We start from the raw sequence: 21,380 nt of genomic DNA on the forward strand, positions 1-21,380 counted from the left end.
CCCCGCAAACCGGCCGATACCGCCGGTTTGCGGGCGTGCCACCGTGCTCGTCCCTTCTCCCGCCCCCGTCCGGGCACGGGCCGTTTCGAACCGCTCCCCTCGCATCGGCCCGCCCACAGGCCATTTTTTTCTTGTACAAAGGAGATCGATACAATAGCATCAATGCTTCCGGCAGGAAGAAACACGCGTTCCTGTTTCCCTTGAGGTCTTCGTCATGTCCGTTCCCTACCGCTCCGTTTTCCTCGTCTTGGCCGCCGTTCTCGCCGCAGTGTTCTTCCACGTCCCCGCCAGGGCCGACGATTACGGCGAACCGGGCGAGCTGGTGGACCGGGCGGCCGCCGTGTACAAGAGGTTCCTGGCCGATCCCAACATGGAGTGGTTCCGGAACAACGCCGGTGGCGCCCGGGGAATCTTCATCGTGCCGCAGATGCTGCGCGGCGGCTTCATCATCGGCGGTTCGGGCGGGCGCGGCCTGCTCATCGCCCAGGACCCCGCCACCGCCGAGTGGAGTTCGCCGGCATTCTACAGCATGGGCTCGGTTTCCCTGGGCCTGCAAATCGGGGCCGATGCCTCGGAAATCATCCTGCTGATCAGGACCGACCGGGGCCTGAACGCCCTGCTCTCGACCGACTACAAGCTCGGCGCCGACGTGGCCCTCGCCGCGGGGCCGGTCGGCGGCTCGGCCAAGGTCCAGACCGCCGACATCCTCGCCTTCGGCCGTTCCCAGGGGGCCTACGGCGGGGCCAGCTTCGAGGGTGCCGCCATTGTCCCGCTGGACGACTGGAACGCGCGGTACTACGGCCAGCCGGTGCAGGTGTTCGACATCCTCATCAACCGGAAATGGCGCAACCCGCAGGCCGATACCCTGCGCCAGCTCCTGCCCAAGCCGGGACGCAACGCCCAGCCGATCGGCAGATGATCGGGTCGTGCCGATGCAAACGGAGCCTCGCCCGACCCCAAGCCCCATGGACCAGCCGCCGGCGTTCACCCTCCAGCGGCCGCAGCCGGGCGATCTCGCCGTGGCATTGAGCGGTTCCTGGACCCTGCGCGCCCATCCTCCGGAGCCGGCCGAGCTGCTCGCCGCCCTCGACGGGACCGTCCGGCGCCTCGGCTTTGCCTGCGATGCCCTCGCGGCCTGGGACACCCGGCTGCTGATTTTCCTGAAAGCCGTCCTTGAAACCGCCGACCAGCACCACATCGAGGTGGACCGGACCGGCCTGCCCCCCGGCGTGCAGCGGCTGCTGACGCTGTCGGAAGCGGTCCCCGAACAGACCACCTACAGCGCACCGGTACGGGAATTTGTGGCCACCCGCGTCGGCCGGCTCACCCTGGCCCTGATCGGGCAGACCCGGGAAGTGGCCACCTTCATCGGCGAAATCCTGCTGGCCCTGCTGGCTCTGCTCATCGGCAAGAAGCCGTTCAAAGCCCGTGATTTTCTGTATTTCATCCAGAGCTGCGGCGTCGACTCCCTGCCCATCGTCTCCCTGATCGCCGTGCTGGTGGGGGTGATCCTCTCCTTCGTGGGCGCGGTGCAGTTGCAGATGTTCGGCGCCCAGATCTACGTGGCCAACCTGGTCGGCCTGGGCATGGTCCTGGAAATGGGCGCCCTGATGAGCGGGGTGATCATCGCCGGCCGCATCGGCGCCTCCTATGCGGCCCAGCTGGGCACCATGCAGGTCAACGAGGAGATCGACGCCCTGCGGACCATGGGCATCTCGCCGGTGGGCTTCCTCGTGCTGCCCCGGATGCTGGCCCTGATGCTCATGCTGCCCCTGCTCTGCGTCTACGCCGACATCATGGGCATTCTCGGCGGCTCGGTGATCGGCGTGACCATGCTCGACCTCTCCCTGACCGAATACCTGGAGCAGACCCGGAAAACGATCCAGCTCAGCCAGTTCGGCCAGGGCATCCTCAAGGCGTCCATCTTCGGCGTGCTCATCGGCTTCGCCGGCTGCCTGCGCGGCATGCAGTGCGGCCGCAGCGCCCTGGCCGTGGGCGAGGCCACCACCTCGGCGGTGGTCACCTCGATCGTGCTGATCGTGGTGTCGGACTCGTTCATCACCTACCTCCTCTACCGCTGAACCGCCGCCATGGGCACCAACGTTCCCGCCATCACCGTCACGGGGCTGACCATGGCCTACGGCAGTTTCGTGCTCCAGCGGGACCTCGATTTCACCATCAACCGGGGCGATATTTTCGTGATCATGGGCGGCTCGGGCTGCGGCAAATCCACCCTGCTCAGGCACATGATCGGCCTCAAGCAGCCCGCCGCAGGCTCGGTCCGGTACGGCGACGCCGATTTCTGGAACCTGGCCGACGAGGACCGGGCGGCGATCATCCGCCGGGCCGGCGTGCTCTACCAGTCCGGCGCCCTGTGGAGTTCGATGACTCTGGCCGAAAACGTGGCCCTGCCGCTCCAGCATTACACCGACCTGGCGCCGGCGGTGATCGATGAGATGGTCTCCTTCAAGCTGTCGCTGGTCGGGCTGGCCGGCTTCGAGGCCTTCTATCCGTCCGAGCTGTCCGGCGGCATGCGCAAGCGGGCGGCGCTCGCCCGGGCCATCGCCCTGGACCCGGATTTTCTCTTCTTCGACGAGCCCTCGGCCGGGCTCGATCCGATCAGCGCCCGCAACCTCGACCAGCTCATCCTGGAGTTGCGGGAGAGTCTGGGCGCCACGGTGGTAATCGTCACCCACGAACTGGCCTCGATCTACGCCATCGCCACCAATTCGGTGTTCCTCGACAGCGAGGCCAGGACCATGCTGGCCACCGGCGATCCCAAGACCCTGCTGCGGGAATGCACCAATCCCACGGTGCTCAATTTTCTCACCCGGGGAACCGGGCAACGGGAGGTTCGAACGGTTTGAGCAAGAAAGCCAATCCCACCCTGGTCGGCATCTTCGTCCTGGTCGCCCTGACCCTGGCCCTGGCGGCGATCGTCATCCTGGGCAAGATCAAGTTCAAGGAGAACCGGCTGCGCTGCGTCGCCTACTTCACCGGCTCGCTCTACGGCCTCGACGCCGGCGCGCCGGTGACCTTCCGCGGGGTGACCATCGGCCGGGTCAGCGCCGTCCAGATCAATTTCGACAAGGAACACAACAACTACATCATCCCGGTGTATCTGGACATCGAGCAAAAACCCGACCTGTCGGGCGAGCAGAAAAAGAGCTGGAGTCCGGAGGAACTCAATGTCATCCTCAAGCAGATGATCGGCCAGGGCCTGCGCGCCCAGTTGAAGATCACCAGCCTCCTGACCAGCAAGCTCTACATCGATCTCGCCTTTTTCCCGGATGCGCAAACGACCCTGCGCGGCAGGGACGAATCCCTGCTCGAAATTCCCACCCAGCCCTCCGGATTCGAACAGATCACCCAAAAGCTGGAAAGCCTGCCCCTCACCGAGATTCTCAACAAAACCGCCACGGCCCTCGACGGCATCAACAACCTGGTCAATTCCAAGGAAACCCGCAATGTGCTGGGGACGCTGGAATCCACCATGGTGCGACTCAACGCCCTGCTCGCCCACGCCGACGCCGAGTTTCCCGCCCTGGCCGCCGAGCTGAAAACGGGGCTGGCCAATTTCGCCACTCTCTCGGCCACGGCCACCACCTTTCTCCGCACCGCGGACAGGGAGGTGCCGGAGGCGAGCGCCGAACTGAAGCACCTGCTGTCCGGCTTGAACGCCACGGCCGGGGCGCTCACCAAGACCCTGAACAACGTCGAACAGCTGACCGCGAAAGATTCCATCTTTGCCTACCAGGTGACGACCTCCCTGCGGGAAATCGAGCGGACCGCCGTCTCGATCCGGCAACTGACCGACTATCTCCAACAGCACCCAGATGCCCTGGTCTTCGGCCAGCGCGAGGACACACCATGAACAGCCGCCGTCTCTGCCCGCGTTCCCTGTGCCTGGCCGCGCTCTGCGCGTTTCTGCTCAGCGCCTGCCTGACGCCGACCACCAGCACCCTCCACACCCTGCACCCCGTCCACCAGCAACCGCTGGCACGGGATTTCTCCGGTTTTTCCGGGATGATCCTGCTGATGCCGGTCCGGCTGGCGCCGCACCTGCAGGGACGCGGTCTGATCGATAAGCAGCCGGATGGCGCCACCCGTGCCTCGGTCACCCATCTCTGGGCCGGCCCCCTCGACGAACAGATCGGCCAGCAGATGGTCGGCGCCCTCAAGGACCTGCTCGCCACCGACAACATCGGCCTCTATCCCGGACCACGTTTCGGCGCCGTCCGTTATCAGCTGGAGGTCGAAATGAACGAGTTCAGCGGCGACGGCCGCACCTTCGCCACCGTCGCCGTCTACACGGTCAGCGACAGCGTCGCCAAGACCATCCTCACCAGAAAAACCTTCCGCCAGGCGCAGACCATCGACAAACCGGACTATTCCGGCTATGTTGCCCAGGCCTCCCAGGCCATTGCCGATCTGAGCAAAGAGGCGGCGGCCGCCCTGCTGACCGCCCACCGCTCGCAACCGGCAGTCAGGTAAGTCCATGCCGTGCCAGCGCATCGCCCCGGCCCGTTGAAACGACACCCCGTCCAGCAACCGAAAACGACACCGCCCACCGCCTCGTCAAGGATCGATATGGCCCGTTTCTTCCGACTTCTGCTGCCGCTCGCGGCCGTCCTCATGCTGACCGGCTGCACCGATGCCGTCAAATCGAGGGACCTGTTCGGCGCGATCATGGCCGCCAAAACCCTCAGGGTGGGCATTGTCAACGACGCTCCACCGCTCGCCTATGCCAAGGACAACGCGCTCACCGGGCTGGAAACCATGTTCGCCGCCGGGCTGGCCGGTTTCACGAACCGGCGGCTGGAACTGGTGGAACTGCCCAGGGATGAGCTGATCCCTGCCCTACGGGCAAAGGACATCGACATCGTCATGGCGGGGATGACCGTAGCCGAGGCGCAACGACACAGAATCGCCACCACCGCCCCGTACCTGCCCTCGGGCCAGACCACCCTGGTGCGGCTCAGCGACTACGACCGGCTGGGCAACGGCATCCGGCACCTGACCGAACCTTCGATCCGGCTGGGCGTGGTCGCCGAGGGCACCGCCGACGCCTGGCTCAAGGGACTGCGGCCCAAGGGTGCGATCAACCGTTTCGCCACGGCTCCGGAGGGAGTGCAGGCCCTGATCAGGGGCAGCATCGACGTCTTCATCTTCAGCCAGCCCGCCAACTACTACTACGCCGCCCTTTACATCGACCAGGGGCTCACGCCCGGCAACATCCTCCTGACCAGGGAGGAACTGGCCTGGGCCGTCCGGATCGACGACGACGACCTGCGCGAGGCGGCCAACAACTATCTGGCCGCCATCGATCGAAGCGGCGACCTGCAGAAGATGCTGGAGCGGACCATCCCCTTCTACCGCAACACGGCCTACAGCCCGAAACACTAGCGGCCCGCCAACCTGTTTCCGGAGTGCGACCGGCTCCGCATCCCGACGAACGGGATTGTCTCAGCGGCGAAGTTGCCCGACCGCTCCCCCCTCACTCCCCATCCAGCCGCACCAGATCCCGGTATAGGCTCTCCCGCGCCATCAGTTCGTCGTGGCTGCCCTGCTCGACGATCCGGCCCTGATCCAGGACCACGATCCGGTCCACCCGCCTAATGGTGGAGAGCCGGTGGGCGATCACCAGCGAGGTGCGGCCGCGGAAGCCGGCGGCGATCGCCTGCTCCAGCATGTTCTCCGATTCGGTGTCGATGGAGGCGGTGGCCTCGTCGAGCACCAGGATGGCCGGATCGCGGTACAGCGCCCGGACAAAGGAAAGCAACTGCTTCTCGCCCAGGCTGAGGTTGAGGGCGCCCTCGCCGATGCGGGTGTCCAGACCACGGGGCAGCCGGTCGATGAAGGCCCGCAGGCCGGTCCGGTCGAGGATGGCGGCCAGGCGCTCTTCGTTCGGTTCTTGGTCGAGGACGATGTTGGCCCGCACCGTGTCCGGCAGGATGAAAATATCCTGCATGATCAGGCCGACCCGCTGCCGCAGGGTGGGCAGGGGCAGCGTGCGGACATCGACGCCGTCGAGCAGCACCTGCCCGGCCACCGGATCGTAGAAGCGGACCAGGAGCGAGATCAGGGTCGATTTGCCGGCGCCGGTGGCCCCGACCAGGGCCACGGTTTCGCCCGGCCGGATACGCAGATCGATGCCGTGCAGGATCGGCTGGCCCGGTTCGTAGCCGAAAACCACGCCCCTGAACTCGATGGCGCCCGCGACCGCAGCCGGCGCGGCGGCGGGCGGCAGGGCGGGTGCCGTCATGGCGGAACGGGTATCCAGGGTCTGGAAGATGCGCTCGGCCGAGGCCATGGCCGCCTGCACAATGGAATACTTCTGGGAGAGTTCGCGTAAGGGCTGGAAAAAGAGGCGCATGTAGGAGACAAAGGCGGCGAGTTCGCCGATGGTCAGGTGGCGGCGGATGACCTCGCCGCCGCCGTACCAGATGATCAGGGCGATGGCGGCCGAACTCATCAGCTCGGTCAGGGGCATGAACAGGCCGAATACCTTGATCTGGCCGAAGGTCCGCACCAGGTATTCCTGGGTGAGGCCGCTGTGGGCGCGGCTGCTCCGCTCCTGGCCGCCAAAACACTGGATCGCGGCCACCCCGGCCAGGGACTCGGCCAGAAAGCTGTTGATCCGGGCCAGCTGCGCGCGGATGGCGCGGAACTTCTCCCGGGCGAAGCGGGAGAACACCATGGTGCTCACCGTGGCCAGGGGGACGAAAACGGCCATCGCCAGGGCCAGCCGGCCGTTCATCAGGAACAAAAACCAGAAGATGCCCACCAGCTTGAGGCCGTCGTTGAACAGGGTGACCATCACCGAGGTGAACATCTCGTGCATGTTCTCGATGTCGTTGGTCAGCCGGGTCACCAGGCGGCCGGCGGGCTGGCCGTGGAAATAGTGGAGGTCGAGAGTGAGCAGGTGGGTGAAGAGATGCTGCCGCAGGCGGTGCATGATCGACTGGCCGATCCATTCCAGCACCACCACCTGGACGAAGGTGGCCAGGAAGACTACGCCGACCAGCAAGCCGTAATAGAGCGCTATCCGGCCGAGCCCGGCGGTGCGCTCCAGGCGGCTGATCCCTTCGGCAACGATGGCCGTGTCGATACCCATCTGCATCAGCCGGGGCAGGGCCAGGGAGGCCACGGTGATGAGCAGCGCCAGCAGGATGGCGCCGGCCAGGGCCCAGGCGTGGCCGCGGCAGTAGCCGAGGATCCGCCGCCACAGCCGGGCGTCGCCGATGCTGCCCGGATGCCCCTCTTCCGCATAGCCGAAGTTATGCATGGTTCTGCTGCTTCTCCGCCATGGCGCGGTACAGGGGATTGGTGAGCAGGGTCTCGTGCCGGCCCTCGTCGACCAGGCGGCCGCCGTCGAGGATGACGATCCGGTCGGCATGGCGCAGGACGTTGATCCGGTGGGAGATGAGCAGAACCGATTTGCCGTGCAAATGGTCGAGCAGGCCGCGCAGCACCTGCTGCTCGGTCTCGACGTCGATGGCGGACAGGGCGTCGTCGATGATCAGCATCGGCCGGTCGCAGAGCAGCGCCCTGGCCAGGGCCAAACGCTGCCGCTGGCCGCCGGAGAGCTTCACGCCCCGCTCGCCGATCACCGCCCGATATCCTTCGGCAAAGCCCCGGATATCGGCGTCGATGGCTGCGGCTTGAGCTGCGGCCTCGATCTCGGCCATGGTCGCCTCCGGCCGGCCGAAGGCGATGTTGGCGGCCACGGTATCGGCGAACACCACCGGTTCCTGGCCGACATAGGCAATGCAGTCGCGGATGGCGGCCTGGCCGAGGCGGTTGACGTCGACGCCCCGGAAAAAGAGCATGCCGTCGGCCACCGGGTACATGCGGAGCAGCAGCTTGCACAGGGTGGATTTGCCCGAGCCGGTGCGGCCGGTCATGCCCACCAGGCCCGGGCCGATGTCTAGGTCGAGCCCGGCGAGCGCCGGCCGATTGCCCGATGGGTAGGTGAAGGTGAGCTTTCGGCAGGCATAGACAGTCGGCACGGCGGCCGGCAGCGGCTGTATTTCAGCTCGGCCGGTCTCGACCACCGGCCGCTGCGCCAGCAGGCGATGGATGCGGCGCAGGCTGGTGATGCCCCGCTGGGAGAGGTTGGCCACCCAGCCCAGGGCCATCATCGGCCAGATGAGCATGTAGAGGTAGCTGACAAAGGCGACGAAGGCGCCGATGGTGATGTGGTCGTCGATGACCAGGATGCCGCCGTAGTAGAGCAGAAGCAGCATGCCGATATTGCCCACCAGGGTGGCGATGGGAAAGAGCAGCCCCTGGATGGCCGCCACCTTGAGATTGCTCCGCACGTAGGCCGCGCCCAGGCTGCGGAACCGTTCCTCCTGGAAACGCTCCAGGGTGTAGGCCTTGATCAGCCGCACCGAGACCAGGGTGGCGCGGGCGAACTCGGTGAGCAGGGCGAACTGCTCCTGGACCAGGTTGAAGCGGTGATGGAGGCGGCCGGAAAGGACGCGGGTGCAGACGATCAACAGCGGCATGGGCAACAGCGCGATCAGGGTCAGCTTGACGCTGATCGCCAGCATGAATCCCAGGGCGGCCGCGGACATCACCAGGGAATCCACCGCCGCCACCAGCCCCATGCCGCAGGCCATCTGGATGGTGGCCAGGTCGTTGCTGGCGTGGGCCATGAGATCGCCGATGGTCCAGCGCTCGAAAAAGGGCTGGTCCATGCGCAGCACGTGGTTGAACAATCGGTCGCGCAGCTTCTTTTCCAGGATGCGGGAAAAGCCGATGATCAGGTAGCGCCAGACGAAGCGGAGCCCGGCCACGATGACGGCCACGGCCAGCACGGCCAGGCTCAGCTCGATCAGGCGGGCCGGGGTGGCGGTCTGCGCCGCCAGCCCGTCCACCGCCGACTTGACGAAGCGGGGGATGAGCAACTGGAGGAAATCGACGGCCACCAGGGCGAGAAAACCGACCAGCAGGCGCGGCCAGTGGCTGCGGAAGATGGGGGCGAGCAGGCGCAACAGCGAGGCGTGGGAAGCCTCGCCGCCCCCCGCGGCATCCTGTCCGGTTTCGGTACCGGCGACGGGAGCGGTCATCGCAGCGAGGGCAGCAGCTCTTCGTAGGCTGCGGTCAGGCGGATGAACTGCTCGGTATCGCCGCCCTTGTCCGGGTGCAGTTCATGGGCCTTCTGCCGGTAGAGACGGGTGAGGTCCCGTTTCCGCATGGCCGCCAGTTGCTCGGCATCGAGCCCGAAGATGGCGAAGGCCTGGCTGCGGGACACGGTTTTCGAGGCCACGGTCGGCCGCCGGTGAAAACGGCGGGAACGGCCGAAATTGGCCCAGGACACCGGCTCGTCCGGCAGGGAATCGAAGTACATGATCAGATAGCGGACCAGGGGATAGGGCAGGCGACTATCGCGGGCAAAGCCTTGCCAGAAGGTTTCGTCCGCCGCCAGCCGGCAGATTTCCTCGACAAAGACCGCATCCAGCCGTTCCCGGTCGAGAGCCTGGGGAATGGAGCGGGCGTAGCTCTCGTGGAAAAACCGCTGCAGGTCGAAGATGGTGAACAGGTAGCTCTGGTATTCGCGGGGCAGCAGAGCCGCCTCCCGCTCCAGGATCAGCTGCTCGATCTCGTCGCGGCTCTTGTCGAGCAGCACAATGTACATGGCCTGGGTCTTGTCCACGGTTTCGGCCGAGGTCCGGCCCAGGCGCAGGAAATGGATGCGCCGCCGGTCCAGGGCCTGCGTCTCCGCCATGGCCCGCGCCAGCAGGTCCTTGTCCGCCGGCCGCCAGTTGCGGTAGCTGTACCGCTGGCGAAAGGGCTGCTGCCGGTTCTTGATATAGGGATCGACGAAAGGAAAGAACAGATCCTCCAGCTCGGCATACGGCGTGGTCACCCCCCGTTCGCGCAGGCGGCGGAGGAAATCCTCGTCGAGATGGAAGGAGGATTCGCCGGTGTACACGATGCAGCGGCCGGGATCGGGGCCCAATTCGGCCACTTCGCGGGAACAGAGGACATCGCCGCTGCGGTAGGATTCCCGGAGCACGTACTGATGCTGCCGGGGGCCGATTTCCTTACGGGCTAGGTACATACGGATTCACAGGCATGAAACGGGAAGCGAAAGCGACGACTATACCCAGTTTCCTTCCCCGACTCAAAGAAAACGATCGACCAGTTCCTCGACCGCGTCGATGGAAAACGGCTTGGCCAGGGCGGCGACGAAATGGTGCTCGCCGTACCGGAGCATGACCTCGCTGGTGCCGTCGCCGCTGATGGCCACCAACGCGGCCTCCGGGTCCAGCGCCATGATCGCGCGGGCGGCTTCCAGCCCGCCCATGCCGCGGTCCACCCGCAGGTCGAGCAGGGCTAGGTCGAACCGTCCGCCCTCGGCGAGCCGCCGCCGGTACAGGTCGATCGCCTCTTCGCCGCTGCTGGCCAGCGTGACCGCGCAGCCGAAATGCTCGAACATCTTTTTGTTGATCAGCCGCATGATCTCCTCGTCGTCCATGACCAGAACCCGCCGTCCGTCCCCGGTCCGGGCGCGATGCCGGGAAGCGGCCGCCGCCGTCTGGGACGGCAGATACAGCCTGACCGCGCAGCCGCCGCCCGGAGGCGTCTCGATCCAGACCGTGCCGCCGTGCTTCTTGACAATGGCATGGACAATGGTCAGCCCCAGCCCCATCCCCTTCTGGGCGCCCTTCTGCTTGGTCGAGAAATAGGGGTCGAAGACCTGGTCGAGCAAGTCCGGGGCAATCCCCGGCCCGGAATCGCTGAACACGATCCGCACCAGTTCGCCCGCCGGCAAGGGCTGGCCGGTTTGCGCCGCCTCGCCGTCGCCGTCGACCCGGTCGACGCTCACCTCGATCCGGCCGGCGCCCCCCATGGCGGCGACGGCGTTGCTGGTCAGGTTGTTGAAGACCTGGCTGACCAGGGCGGGATCGACGGAGATCGCCACGTCATTGTCGCAGCAGGCCACATGGAAGTCGATGCCGGTGGGCGGCAGTTCCCGCTCCAGGACCTCGCCGATGAGAGCGCACAACCGCACCTCCGATTTCCGGGGCAGGTAGTTGTCGGAAAAGGTGGTGAACTGGCGGATCAACTGCGTGGTCAGGTTGACCGCCCTGCCCGCCTCGCCCAGCATCTGGTTGACGTTCCCGTCCTGGCTGACGTAGCGGGCCATCTCGATATTGCCGCTGATGATGGTCATCAGGTTATTGAAATCATGCGAGATCCCGCTGGCCATCAGCGACATGGCCTCCAGCCTGCGGACCCGCTGCAACTCCTTTTCCAACTGGCGCTGGCGCTGTTCCAGCATCTTCCGCCGGGTGACGTCCTGAAGGATGCCGATGACGAAAAAGGTCGTCTTTTCCGGAACCGGCACCAGGTTGCAGGTCACCTGCCGCTCGCCTATGCGGATCGGGTCGTCATAGGAGAAAACCAAGGGCTCGAACCCGGTCCGCCCGCCCAGCCGCTGCATCCAGGTTGCGATCCGGCCGCCGTCCGCCTGCGACACCAGATGGGCGAGATGGCTGCCCAGAACCCGGGCCTCGGGCCGGTCGAGCAGGGCGATGGCGGCATCGTTGACCATGACGATCCGGCCCTCGTGGTTGAGTTCGACCACGCCTTCGGCCATCCGGGCCAGGATCACCTCGCGGTGCTTTTTGCTGAGCAACAGCTCGCTGGTGACCTCGCGCGGATAAAGCCCCTCCAGACCGTGGATGGTCCCGGTGCCGTCCCGCTGGTTGGTGCGGAACCGCTCCAGGGCATCCTTGACGTGCGCCCTCATGGCGGCGGCCGGCCCCTTGGCGATGCAGACGTCGGCCTCGATCCGCTTGATGACTTCGTTGTCCTCCAGGGCGACGCCGGACAGGACCACCAGGAAGACTTCCCTGAGTTCCGGGGTGTTGCGGATGATGTAGCTCAGTTTTTCACCGTCGATCTTGGGCATGATCAGATCGGTGAAGACGATGTCGGGGCGCCGCTGGGCCATGCGGTCCAGGGCTTCCAGCCCGTTCTCGGCCAACTGCACGGAGCACCCCTCGGCCACGAGGACATATTCGAGGATCCGGCGGATGATCGGGCTGTTGTCGACAACGAGCGCGTGAATGTTATCCATGGTTGAGCAACTCCTGCACCGCCTCGGCGAGTTCGCGGACGTCGAACGGCTTGCTGAACACCCTGTCCGCACCCAGTTCCTGGGCCGCCGGCAGGTACGCCTCCGGGCCGATGCGGCCGCCCCCGGAAATGGCGATGATCTTGAGACGGGGATATTCCTTCTTGAGTGAGCTGATGGTTTCCAGGCCCTCCTGTTCGGGCATGATCAGATCGGTGATCACCAGGTCGGCCGGCCGTTTACGGTATTTCTGCATGCCCTCCCGGCCGTTGCCCGCCTCGATCACCTCGTGGCCGGCCCATTCCATCACCTGCCGCAGCAGGGTCCGCATCTGGTCGTCGTCGTCAATAACCAAAATTCTCATGTGTCCCCCCCGTTCCGATTGGGCAGAATCTCCCGGACGGCAAGCGCCAGCAGCCGCATGTCCACCGGCTTGGCCAGAAACCGGCGGACCCCGTACCGCTGGGCTTCTTCCATGGTCAACGCCTCGCTATAGCCCGAACAGAGGATGACGGGCAGGTCCGGCCGGAGCGCATGGGCCTGGGCGGCCAACTGCAGGCCGGTCATCCTCGGCATGGTGTGGTCGGTTATCAGCAGATCGATCCGTTCCCCGTTCCCGGCGAGCACGCTCAGCGCCTGTTCGGGGCTGGTCGCCGGCAGCACCCGGTAGCCCAGGTGGGAAAGCATGCGGGTGCGGACGGTCACGATGTCTTCCTCGTCGTCGACGAACAGGATGGTGCCGGTGCCGTGGGGCATGCCGTTTTCCGGGTTGTCCTCGCCCCCCTCGGCATCGGGGACGCGCGGGAAGAACACGGTGAAGACCGTGCCCTCGCCCTCGGTGGAGGTGACATCGATCACCCCGTCGTGGGCCACGATGATGCCGTGCAGCACCGACAGCCCCATGCCGGACCCCTGTCCCACCTCCCTGGTGGTGAAAAAGGGATCGAAAATGCGTTCGAGCGTTTCCGGCGACATGCCCTGGCCGGTGTCGGCAATGGTCAGCACCACATAGCGCCCCGGAGCGAGATCGTGGTAGCGGAGCTGCTCCGCCTTGCCGGTTTCAATCTCGCGCAGCGATACTTCGATCACACCGGTTTCGTGTGCCAGCGACTGGGCCGCGTTGGTGCACAGATGCATCACCACCTGCTGGATCTGGCCGGGATCGGCATGGATCATGCCGATGCCCTCGGGCACGGCGACCTTCAGCTCGATGGTCGCGGGCAGGGTGGAACGCAGCAGCCGGCAGGACTCCTTGACCACCGGGGCGATCAGCAGCTGGCGCCGCTGGTTGGTCGACTGCCGGCTGAAGGCGAGGATCTGCCCCACCAGTTCCTTGGCCCTGACGCCGGCGCGCTTGATCGCCTGGAGGTGCTCGGTGATCTCGGCCAGGGTCAACGGCGATCCGGACGGCGCCGGCTCCCTGCCCCCGCCGGCGCGGAGACGATAGAGCAGCAGGTCGGCGTTGCCGAGGATCGCGCCGAGGATGTTGTTGAAATCATGGGCGATGCCGCCGGCCAGGGTGGCGATGGATTCCAGCTTGTGGGCGTGGATCAGGCGCTTTTCCAGGTTGCGCTGGTGGCTGATATCCTTGGTGGAATAGACATAGCCGACAATGCGTTCGGCATCGAACAGGGGCGAACAGCTCACCGAGAAGGTCCGCCCCAGATATCGGTGGGTCATTTCCTGGTACCGGGGTTTTTTCTCAAGGAGAACCGTCTGGACGGGGCAGCCCGGACAGATCTGGTCGCCGCCGGCAAAGAGCCGGTGGCAGTGCTGTCCCTCGATGGTCGAACCGTTGACCGCAAGCAGCCCGACGGCGGCCCGGTTGCCCTTGACGATCCGCAGGTCATTGTCGAGGATGAGCACCGGGTCGGCGATGGCGTCGAAGGTGTACTGCCATTCGTCCACGGCCCGTTGCAGCACCGGGTTCATTGCCGGGCCGGCCTTGGGGCACGGGGCCGCTGCGGACGGGCGGTCTGCGGGCGGGGATGGAACCGGCGCGGTTGCGGCGGGCCGCCCGCGTCCGGGCCGCAGCCGCAGCGCGTAGTAGAGGATCGAGAAGACGGCGTAGACCGCCAGCAGGCAGCAGATCGCGAGGAGAAGAGAACTGTTCACCCGACCGCTCCGGAAAAGGAGGGGGAGCGCTGCCGGAAAATCCGCTCCCGGAAAAAATCGATGGTCCGGCGCCGCCGGTCGACGATCCGTACCTGCTCGGGGATCAGATCGGAGATGGTGGTGCGCATGATGGACATCTTGTATTCTATGTTGGTCGCGAAACGATTGTCCAGGTACCAGGCGTAGAAGAGGCCGAAAAAAAGACCGGGGGGCGTGAAGCCCTCGCCGGGATTGATCACCCTGGTGTAGACCTGCTCCTCCGGCCGCAACCGGTGCATCCGCGACAGCCGCAGGTAGGTGTCGATGTCGTCGGGCAGGAGAAAACTCGCCAACTGCTCCCTGTCCCTGACCCGCAGCCGATAGGTCCGGCCCACCACGTCGGTGCCGCAGACCAGCGCCTCCATCCGCTTTTCCTGGGCGTAATTACCCAGAAGCGACTGGCCCAGGGCCACCAGGAAAACCATCTCGAACCGGCTGAGATTGCCCACCTGATCCTGGCGGATCTTGATGCGCTGGTCGTGGGGATCGTAAAAGGAGTAAATGTTGTCCCACTCCTGGCAGCGCTTCCACGATTCCGCCTCCACCAGGGTGATGCCGCGGCTGTACCGGAGGTGCTCCACCGGGATGTCGGGATGCCGGAAGATGATTTCCACCAGCCGGTCCAGGAGCCATTTCCGTTCCATCTCCGTCGTCCTGACCACGCTCAGCGAGCCGGCGACCACCAGCTCGGTGCTGAGGGAGTGCAGCAACGAGCGGATTTTCTCGTAGCGCAGGCAGGGGGCCGGCGTGGGCCGGTCGTCGGCCGGCGTGGCGAAATCGGCCGCCGGCAGCGTTTCCTTGCGGTCCGGTTGCGTCAGGCAGCCGGCCTGCTGCAATGCCCACAGGCCCTTAACCGCCCGGGCCAGGGCATCGGGATCGTGCTGGATGGCGCCTCGCTGCCGCAGCAGATCGTTGTTGAAGATTCGGGCCTCCACCGAACCGAATCCCAGGGCCCGCACCCGATTGCGGTCGATGTAGATCGGCTCCTTGTCCTCCAGGGCGTACCGTTGGAGGATCGAACCGGGGATGTCGCTCATGTCCAGGGCGACCACATGGGAAAAGAGTCCGTCCACCCCGCCGGGGATATTGCGGTGGTAGGCGCGGATGAGGTCGGAGACGTAAAATTTCCGGTCCGGGGCGTCGCGGGTGGCGTCGGTCTCCCCCTTCTGCACCCAGATATTGGCGACCAGGACCTTGAGGGCGGCGGTGTTGGTGCGGATGGCCCCGGCCAGGCCGGGAACCTGGAGGATGGGAATGATCGAGGTGTAGAGACTGCCGGGCGCGAACAGGATGATGTCCGCCTGCTGCACCAGCTGGACCACCTCCGGCTGGAGGAAGGGCGCGCGGCTGAATTCGACCAGCACCCGGTCGACCGGATAGCCGCGCCGGGCCTTGCCCGACTTGTATTCGCTGGTGACCAGCACGCCGTTGCCGTAGAGCATCTGCAACTGGGACAAGGTGGTGGTGCAGGGCAGCACCGCCTGCGGCCGCACCCCCAGGCAGGCCGAGAGTTCGCCCAGGCCGCGGATCGTCGCCGTCCGGACCACCTGGTGCGAAGCGAGCAGGTCGGTGGGCGTCAGCGCCGGGTCCAGTTGCCGGTAGATGGCGGCGGCCAGCAGAAGATTGCCCAGGCATTGGGGCCGCTGCAAAGTCGGACTGAGCCGCGGGTCGCTCGCGAGCAGGCCGGTCAGCTCCGTGAGGCAGGCCAGGATCGGCGCGGGCAGGTCGGCCAGCACCGCGCCGGTGTCGCGGAGCAACGCGTCCGCCGAGGCCGGCGGCGAGATGAAACGGTAATTGAACACCGCGTGCAGGGCGGCGGCGCAGCGCCGGGCACCGGTCCGGTCCAGATTATGGACCCGGACGAGATCCTCCCGGCGGATCGAGGAGATGAGCACGTGGCGGATGTCGCCCAGGGCGATCAGCGGCAGATCCTTCAACAATTCGCCGGTGGAGCCGCCGTCGTCGGTGACGCAGACCACCGAGCTGACCCGGGGAAACACCTCCTTCAGGCCGCTGAAGGGATGCCGCGCCCACTCCAGCCGGCGGGAATCGCCGCCGACAATGGTGGACAAGCCGGTGCCGCCGCCAAACACCACCACCCTGACCGCGCTGGTGTCGAGATCGTCGATCTGCTGCCGCAACTTGGCAAAAAGCGAGGTGACGACCGGCGGCAACCCGCCGGCGGTGCTGTCGAGGACGATGGAGGTGACCTTTTCCTCCAGGGTGGTTTCCGGCAGGACATCGAGGACGGAGAACCCTTCCGAGGTCAGGAAGTGCAGGTGGCTCTTGAATTGTTGCTGCCCGGCCATAACCGCTCGCTCCAGGGAAAGGACAAAAAGGGAGACAGGCCCCGGCTCCGGGCGGCTTACGCCGCTTGCGCCAGCAGCAGCTGCTCCACCCTGCGCAGGTCCGCAGGCGTGTCGACCTCCGCCGAATCGTGATCGGTCAGCACCACCCGGATGGTGTAACCGAACTCCAGGGCGCGCAACTGTTCCAGCTTTTCGAACCGCTCCCACTGCCCCTCGGGCAGACCGACAAAGGTGAGCAAGAATCCCTTGCGGTACGCGTAGAAGCCCAGGTGTTTGTAATAGGTCGGCCGCCGCGCCTCGCCGGGATCGCGCTGGAAGGGAATCGGCGAACGCGAGAAGTAGAGCGCGTTGCCGTGGCAGTCGAATACGGTCTTGACATGGTTGGGATCGGTGATCTCCTCCGGCCGGACGATCTTGTAGATCAGGGTGGCCATCGGCAGGGAGGGATCGGCAATCAGCGGCCCGGCCACCTGTTCGACGATGGCCGGGGGAAACAGCGGCTGATCGCCCTGGATATTGACGATCACGTCCTGATCCTCGATGCCGATGAGCTGGGCCGCCTCGGCCAGCCGGTCGGTGCCGGTGGCGTGGTCGCGCCGGGTCATCACGAAGGTGCCGCCGAACCCCGCCACCGCCTCGGCGATCCGCTCGTCGTCGGTGGCCACCACCACCTGGGACAGCAGGGGAACCCGCCAGGCCCGCTCGACCACGTGCTGGATCATGGGTTTGCCCTGGATCAGGGCCAGCGGTTTGCCCTCGAAACGGTTCGACTGGTAACGTGCCGGGATAATGGCAATGACTTTGGGATCAACGGTGTTCATCGGCTCTTCTGCGGCTGAGGGGGAAGATGCGGCCCATCGCGGGCGGTACGAGCGTTGGCGCGGCCGGTCCCACCCCGGCCAGGGTGCGGGAACATGCCGCATTGGTTTGCTTTTCGTAGCGCGTCCATGATACAGTGCGGCCACACAAAAGGCAATCGGCAAACAAATCCATCACCTTATCCAGGCCGCCCCCTTGACCGCCCCCCCTTTCCCCCTCGCCCTGCTCGCCGGTCCGCACCGCACCGGCACCGAACTCAAGCACCTGGCCGACACGCTCGGCATCCCTTTGATCGAGGAACCGGAAGGAGCCGTGCTTCTGCTCCGGTTCATGCCGGAGGGGCTGGAGTTGGCCAAGCCGGGCGATCCCCTGCTGCCGGGCAGCCTGCGCGCCGAATTCACCGCGCGGGATTTCCGCCGCCGGCTGCTGCATCCCGGTCGGGAACTGCTGGTCCAGGCGGCCAGGGTGCGGGGCGGCGGCCAGCCGCTGGTGGTCGATGCCACCGCCGGTCTTGGCCGCGATGGCTTTCTGCTCGCCGCCGCCGGCTACCGGGTGCGGATGATCGAGGCCAATCCGGTGGTGGCCGCCCTGCTGGCCGACGGTCTGGCACGGGCCCGCTGCATTGCCGGTCTGGCGGCGATTGCCGCCCGCATCGACCTGATTGTGGGCGATGCCCGCGAGCAGTTGCCCGCGCTTGTCGAATTGCCGGAGGTGGTCTATCTCGATCCCATGTTTCCGGAACGGACCAAGTCCGCCCTGGTCAGGCAGGAACTGCGGCTGTTGCAGCTGCTCGATCAGAAGAATTGCGATGATGCCGACCTGCTGCGGGTCGCCCTGGCCGTGGCAGCGAAAAAGGTGGTGGTCAAGCGGCCGCTCAAGGCGCCGCCGCTTGCGGCCGTGCCGCCCGGCTCCACCCGCAGGGGCAAGGCCGTCCGCTTCGATGTTTACGCGGGGAAGGGGAAAAAAGAGGTATCCGGTTGACGCAACCTGCCGCGCCAACCGGACAGATGAGGAAAGAATTCAGACGGCGGCGGCTTTTTTCAGCGCCGCAGCGATCTTCGTTTTCTGCTCGTCCGGCAGCAGGATCGGCACCTGGTAGGTCAGGGCCCGCTCCATGATCGCCGCCGAGGCCGGCAGCGCCTGCGGATCGTACACCACCCGTCGCTTGCCGCCCACACTGAAGGGCCAGCCGCCGTGGCAGTAGGTCTTGCCCTCCAGCAGGTGCTCCCAGTTGGGGTAGTAATGCCAGCCGTTCTCGCTCCAGCGCACCGCGCCCGCGCCCGCCTCGCGCAGCACCCGGTTCACCGCAGTGGTTCGGGCCGCATCCGGCAGGAAGAAGGTGAGGAAGGTGGCCGAATCGCCGGCCTCGTCGAGGATCTCGCGGAATTGGACGCCGGGCAGCACGCTCACCGCCTCTCGGAAAAAGGCCTTGTTCTTTTGCTGCGCCGCGACGATGCCGTCCAGCTTGGCCAACTGGGCCAGGCCGATGGCGCCCTGGATCTCCATCATCCGAAAGTTGAACCCGACAAAGGAACGGCTCTCGCCGCCCCGGCCGCCGGGATTGGGGAGATGGTCGTGGCCGTGGTCCTGGTACTCGGACATGCGCCGCCACAGGGTTTCGTCGCTGGTGATGCACATGCCGCCCTCGCCGGTGGTCATGGTCTTGACCGCGTCGAAGGAAAAGGTGCCGACCGCGCCGAAGGTGCCGAGATGGCGGCCGTGCAGGCGGCCGCCGGCGGCCTGGGCCGTGTCCTCGATCACCGGAATCCCGTGCCGGTCAGCGATGGCCTTGATCGCCTCGATGCGCGCCTGGGCACCCATCATGTGCACCGGAATGATGGCTTTGGTCCTCGGGGTGATCTTCTTTTCCAGGTCGGCGGGGTCCATGTTCAGGGTCAGATCGACCTCGGCGAACACCGGCACCGCGCCACAGTCGAGGATCGCCTCCCAGGTGGCGACGAAGGTGAAGCCCTGGGTGATGACCTCGTCGCCCTCGCCCACGCCGAGCGCCGCCAGGGCGACCTTGAGGGCGGCCGTGCCCGACGTGACCGCCTGGGCATGGGCCGCACCGGTGTAGGCGGCAAAGGCCCGCTCGAATTCGAGCACCTTCCACACCCCCTTGCGCTGGGCCGCGAACTCGTAGCGAAAGAGCACGCCGCTCTCCAGAACCTCCATCACCTGCGCTTTTTCCTCGGCGCCGAAAATCTCGAAACCAGGCACAATCAACCTCTTTTTCTTTCGTATAGGGAAAACCGGGGCAGCGACCCCGGCCGCACTTTCCGGCCGCTATCGCGGCAGGACAAAGCCGTTGTCGATCAGGCGCACCTTGCCGGCCCTGCCCTCGACATGCACCGCCAGGGCCAGGACCGTGCGTTCGTCGACCGTTGCCATCGCCTCCAGGCTGTCGCAGTCGACAAAGCTGACATAGTCGATGGCCGTGCCGGCAAAGGAGTGAATGTGGCGCTCCAGAAGCCGCCCCAATTCGGCGGTGGCCCGCACACCCCGTGCCGCCTCGGTGCGGGCCAGCTGCAGGGCGGTGGACAGGCTGAGCGCCGCCGCCCGGTTGGCCGGGTCGAGATTGGCGTTGCGGGAACTCATGGCCAGGCCGTCCGCCTCGCGGACAATCGGATGGCCGACGATCCGCACCGGAATGTCGAGATCGGCCACCAGCCGGCGGATGATCGCCAGCTGCTGGAAATCCTTCTCGCCGAACACGGCCACCTCGGGCAGGACGATGTTGAACAGCTTGGTCACCACCGTGGCCACCCCGGCGAAATGGACCGGCCGGCTCTTGCCGCAGAGATGGGTGGCCAGCTGCTGCACCCGCACCTCGGTCTGGAACCCGGCGGGATACATCAGCTCCGGGGTTGGGGCGAAGACCGCGGTGACCGGCTCCTTCCGAAGCAGGTCCATATCGCGCTCGAAATCGCGGGGATAGCGGTCCAGGTCCTCGTTGGGGCCGAACTGGGTGGGATTGACGAACAGGCTGACCACCACGGCATCGCATAGCTCGGCCGCCCGCCGCATCAGGCTGAGATGGCCCTCGTGGAAATAGCCCATGGTGGGCACCAGGCCGACGGTTTTGCCCCCGCGCGCCCTGGCCCGCGACCAGGCCCGCATCTCTTCCGGTATGCGAAGAATGTCCATTACTTTTTCAACTGGTTGAGTCGCGATTGCACCATGTCCCGCACCGGATCGGCCATGGCCTGTCCCGGCTGGACAACGGTGAGTTCCAGGTATTTTTCGTACATGGCCACCGCTTCCGCCTTCTTGCCCAACTGCTCGTTCAACCGCCCCAGGGCCCGATAGGCCGCCGGGGCGAAACTGTCGCCCAGGGCCGCCAGTTCGGTGTTGAGCGCCACGGCCTTGTCGAACTGCCGCTCGTTCTCGTAGAGGCCCGCCAGCTTGGTCAGCACCAGCGGCTTGAGCGGCGCGCCGGCGGCCAGCTTGGCGTTGATTGCCGCCAGCCGGTCCATGGCCTGCGGCCGCTGCCCCTCTTTTTCTTCGAGGAACGCCAGTTCGATCCGCGCCCAGAGCCCGGAGACCGTCGATCCGTAGTCCTGGATCACCGCCTCCAACAGGTGCCGTTTGTCCTCTTTGGCGGCGAGGGCGATGTCCAGGGCCGAGGCCGCCTTTTCCTCCTGGTATCCGCGCCAGGTGGACATCCCGGCAACGGCAAGGATCAGGACCAGCACCGCCGCCACGGCCAGCCAGATGAGATGCTGATGCCGCCGGAGAAACTGAATGGTTTTATGGGGCAGATTGAACTGCTCCAGCAGCCCCGACGGGGTGAAGGGCTGGAGTTTGATGGCCTCCCGGTCGATGGAATTCTGATCCGCCATGCGGCGCGAGCTCCCTGATGGTGTGTTGATGTGATTCTTGTCCGCCCTGCGGCCGCGAGGAGGAAAAAAGCGGCCTGGCGCCGGCATGCCGCGCCACTCCGCACCCGTGCCGCGCCGGGAAAATACCCGTTGCGCGGAGCCGGGCATGACGGTACAAGAGAA

General features: G+C 66.0%; 18 protein-coding genes. 7 read left to right on the top strand and 11 right to left on the bottom strand.

Annotated elements, in window-relative coordinates:
• Nucleotides 1–214 precede the first annotated feature (214 nt).
• From Q362_RS0105795 to Q362_RS0105820, 6 genes are all read left to right on the top strand, one after another.
• Entirely contained in the window at nucleotides 215–919 is a 705-nt protein-coding gene (locus Q362_RS0105795) for a lipid-binding SYLF domain-containing protein (RefSeq protein WP_028317916.1), read from the top strand.
• Nucleotides 920–965: 46 nt separating this feature from the next.
• Nucleotides 966–2,081 (top strand): MlaE family ABC transporter permease, encoded by a 1,116-nt coding sequence (locus tag Q362_RS0105800; RefSeq protein WP_028317917.1) that lies wholly within the window; start codon nucleotides 966–968, stop codon nucleotides 2,079–2,081.
• Nucleotides 2,082–2,090: 9 nt separating this feature from the next.
• Complete coding sequence (locus Q362_RS0105805; RefSeq protein ID WP_028317918.1) at nucleotides 2,091–2,867, top strand: ABC transporter ATP-binding protein; 777 nt, start codon at nucleotides 2,091–2,093, stop codon at nucleotides 2,865–2,867.
• On the top strand, nucleotides 2,864–3,874 hold the full coding sequence (locus tag Q362_RS0105810) for an MlaD family protein (protein ID WP_028317919.1): 1,011 nt from the start codon (nucleotides 2,864–2,866) through the stop codon (nucleotides 3,872–3,874). The genes Q362_RS0105805 and Q362_RS0105810 overlap by 4 nt, the downstream gene beginning before the upstream one ends.
• Entirely contained in the window at nucleotides 3,871–4,494 is a 624-nt protein-coding gene (locus tag Q362_RS0105815; RefSeq protein WP_028317920.1) for a PqiC family protein, read from the top strand. The genes Q362_RS0105810 and Q362_RS0105815 overlap by 4 nt, the downstream gene beginning before the upstream one ends.
• Before the next feature lie 96 nt (nucleotides 4,495–4,590).
• On the top strand, nucleotides 4,591–5,406 hold the full coding sequence (locus tag Q362_RS0105820; RefSeq protein ID WP_028317921.1) for a transporter substrate-binding domain-containing protein: 816 nt from the start codon (nucleotides 4,591–4,593) through the stop codon (nucleotides 5,404–5,406).
• Between the two features lie 91 nt (nucleotides 5,407–5,497).
• Here Q362_RS0105820 and Q362_RS0105825 read toward each other — a convergent pair whose 3' ends face one another.
• From Q362_RS0105825 to kdsB, 8 genes are all read right to left on the bottom strand, one after another.
• On the bottom strand, nucleotides 5,498–7,288 hold the full coding sequence (locus Q362_RS0105825; protein WP_028317922.1) for an ABC transporter ATP-binding protein: 1,791 nt from the start codon (nucleotides 7,286–7,288) through the stop codon (nucleotides 5,498–5,500).
• Nucleotides 7,281–9,077: an ABC transporter ATP-binding protein gene (locus Q362_RS0105830; protein ID WP_028317923.1), complete on the bottom strand. Its 1,797-nt coding sequence runs from the start codon at nucleotides 9,075–9,077 to the stop codon at nucleotides 7,281–7,283. Before Q362_RS0105830 ends, Q362_RS0105825 begins: the two co-directional genes overlap by 8 nt.
• Nucleotides 9,074–10,072, bottom strand: coding sequence for a hypothetical protein (locus Q362_RS0105835; RefSeq protein ID WP_157469912.1), 999 nt, complete (start codon nucleotides 10,070–10,072; stop codon nucleotides 9,074–9,076). The genes Q362_RS0105830 and Q362_RS0105835 overlap by 4 nt, the downstream gene beginning before the upstream one ends.
• Nucleotides 10,073–10,135: 63 nt before the next feature.
• Nucleotides 10,136–12,097 carry an ATP-binding response regulator gene (locus Q362_RS0105840; protein ID WP_028317925.1) on the bottom strand — a complete coding sequence of 654 codons (1,962 nt, stop codon included), beginning with the start codon at nucleotides 12,095–12,097 and terminating at the stop codon, nucleotides 10,136–10,138.
• Nucleotides 12,090–12,458 (bottom strand): response regulator, encoded by a 369-nt coding sequence (locus Q362_RS0105845; protein WP_028317926.1) that lies wholly within the window; start codon nucleotides 12,456–12,458, stop codon nucleotides 12,090–12,092. The genes Q362_RS0105840 and Q362_RS0105845 overlap by 8 nt, the downstream gene beginning before the upstream one ends.
• A complete protein-coding gene (locus tag Q362_RS19340) occupies nucleotides 12,455–14,209 on the bottom strand; it encodes a hybrid sensor histidine kinase/response regulator (RefSeq protein WP_051553743.1) in 1,755 nt (584 codons plus the stop codon). Before Q362_RS19340 ends, Q362_RS0105845 begins: the two co-directional genes overlap by 4 nt.
• Complete coding sequence (locus Q362_RS0105855; protein ID WP_051553745.1) at nucleotides 14,206–16,557, bottom strand: gluconeogenesis factor YvcK family protein; 2,352 nt, start codon at nucleotides 16,555–16,557, stop codon at nucleotides 14,206–14,208. The genes Q362_RS19340 and Q362_RS0105855 overlap by 4 nt, the downstream gene beginning before the upstream one ends.
• A gap of 56 nt (nucleotides 16,558–16,613) precedes the next feature.
• Nucleotides 16,614–17,378 (bottom strand): 3-deoxy-manno-octulosonate cytidylyltransferase, encoded by a 765-nt coding sequence (gene kdsB / locus Q362_RS0105860; RefSeq protein WP_028317928.1) that lies wholly within the window; start codon nucleotides 17,376–17,378, stop codon nucleotides 16,614–16,616.
• 193 nt (nucleotides 17,379–17,571) lie between these two features.
• Between kdsB and Q362_RS0105865 the strand changes: the two genes are divergently transcribed.
• Complete coding sequence (locus tag Q362_RS0105865; RefSeq protein WP_051553747.1) at nucleotides 17,572–18,357, top strand: class I SAM-dependent methyltransferase; 786 nt, start codon at nucleotides 17,572–17,574, stop codon at nucleotides 18,355–18,357.
• Between the two features lie 39 nt (nucleotides 18,358–18,396).
• On the opposite strand, the gene Q362_RS0105870 is transcribed toward Q362_RS0105865, so the two are convergent.
• From Q362_RS0105870 to Q362_RS0105880, 3 genes are all read right to left on the bottom strand, one after another.
• Nucleotides 18,397–19,596, bottom strand: a complete 1,200-nt coding sequence (locus Q362_RS0105870) for a DegT/DnrJ/EryC1/StrS family aminotransferase (RefSeq protein ID WP_028317930.1) — start codon at nucleotides 19,594–19,596, stop codon at nucleotides 18,397–18,399.
• Nucleotides 19,597–19,662: 66 nt separating this feature from the next.
• Nucleotides 19,663–20,523, bottom strand: coding sequence for a pantoate--beta-alanine ligase (gene panC, locus Q362_RS0105875; protein WP_028317931.1), 861 nt, complete (start codon nucleotides 20,521–20,523; stop codon nucleotides 19,663–19,665).
• On the bottom strand, nucleotides 20,523–21,218 hold the full coding sequence (locus tag Q362_RS0105880) for a YfgM family protein (protein WP_028317932.1): 696 nt from the start codon (nucleotides 21,216–21,218) through the stop codon (nucleotides 20,523–20,525). The genes panC and Q362_RS0105880 overlap by 1 nt, the downstream gene beginning before the upstream one ends.
• Nucleotides 21,219–21,380 lie beyond the last annotated feature (162 nt).

It is taken from the genome of Desulfobulbus elongatus DSM 2908, from assembly GCF_000621145.1.
Classification (GTDB): Bacteria; Desulfobacterota; Desulfobulbia; order Desulfobulbales; family Desulfobulbaceae; genus Desulfobulbus; species Desulfobulbus elongatus.

Excerpts from the sequence above, each read along its gene's own strand:
- Q362_RS0105855 (WP_051553745.1), bottom strand. The coding sequence starts at position 16,557 with ATGGCCGGGCAGCAACAATTCAAGAGCCACCTGCACTTCCTGACCTCG.
- Q362_RS0105815 (WP_028317920.1), top strand. The coding sequence starts at position 3,871 with ATGAACAGCCGCCGTCTCTGCCCGCGTTCCCTGTGCCTGGCCGCGCTC.
- panC (WP_028317931.1), bottom strand. The coding sequence starts at position 20,523 with ATGGACATTCTTCGCATACCGGAAGAGATGCGGGCCTGGTCGCGGGCC.
- Q362_RS0105800 (WP_028317917.1), top strand. The coding sequence starts at position 966 with ATGGACCAGCCGCCGGCGTTCACCCTCCAGCGGCCGCAGCCGGGCGAT.
- Q362_RS0105795 (WP_028317916.1), top strand. The coding sequence starts at position 215 with ATGTCCGTTCCCTACCGCTCCGTTTTCCTCGTCTTGGCCGCCGTTCTC.
- Q362_RS0105840 (WP_028317925.1), bottom strand. The coding sequence starts at position 12,097 with ATGGATAACATTCACGCGCTCGTTGTCGACAACAGCCCGATCATCCGC.
- Q362_RS0105805 (WP_028317918.1), top strand. The coding sequence starts at position 2,091 with ATGGGCACCAACGTTCCCGCCATCACCGTCACGGGGCTGACCATGGCC.
- Q362_RS0105835 (WP_157469912.1), bottom strand. The coding sequence starts at position 10,072 with ATGTACCTAGCCCGTAAGGAAATCGGCCCCCGGCAGCATCAGTACGTG.
- Q362_RS0105830 (WP_028317923.1), bottom strand. The coding sequence starts at position 9,077 with ATGACCGCTCCCGTCGCCGGTACCGAAACCGGACAGGATGCCGCGGGG.
- Q362_RS0105845 (WP_028317926.1), bottom strand. The coding sequence starts at position 12,458 with ATGAGAATTTTGGTTATTGACGACGACGACCAGATGCGGACCCTGCTG.
- Q362_RS0105820 (WP_028317921.1), top strand. The coding sequence starts at position 4,591 with ATGGCCCGTTTCTTCCGACTTCTGCTGCCGCTCGCGGCCGTCCTCATG.
- kdsB (WP_028317928.1), bottom strand. The coding sequence starts at position 17,378 with ATGAACACCGTTGATCCCAAAGTCATTGCCATTATCCCGGCACGTTAC.
- Q362_RS0105880 (WP_028317932.1), bottom strand. The coding sequence starts at position 21,218 with ATGGCGGATCAGAATTCCATCGACCGGGAGGCCATCAAACTCCAGCCC.
- Q362_RS0105825 (WP_028317922.1), bottom strand. The coding sequence starts at position 7,288 with ATGCATAACTTCGGCTATGCGGAAGAGGGGCATCCGGGCAGCATCGGC.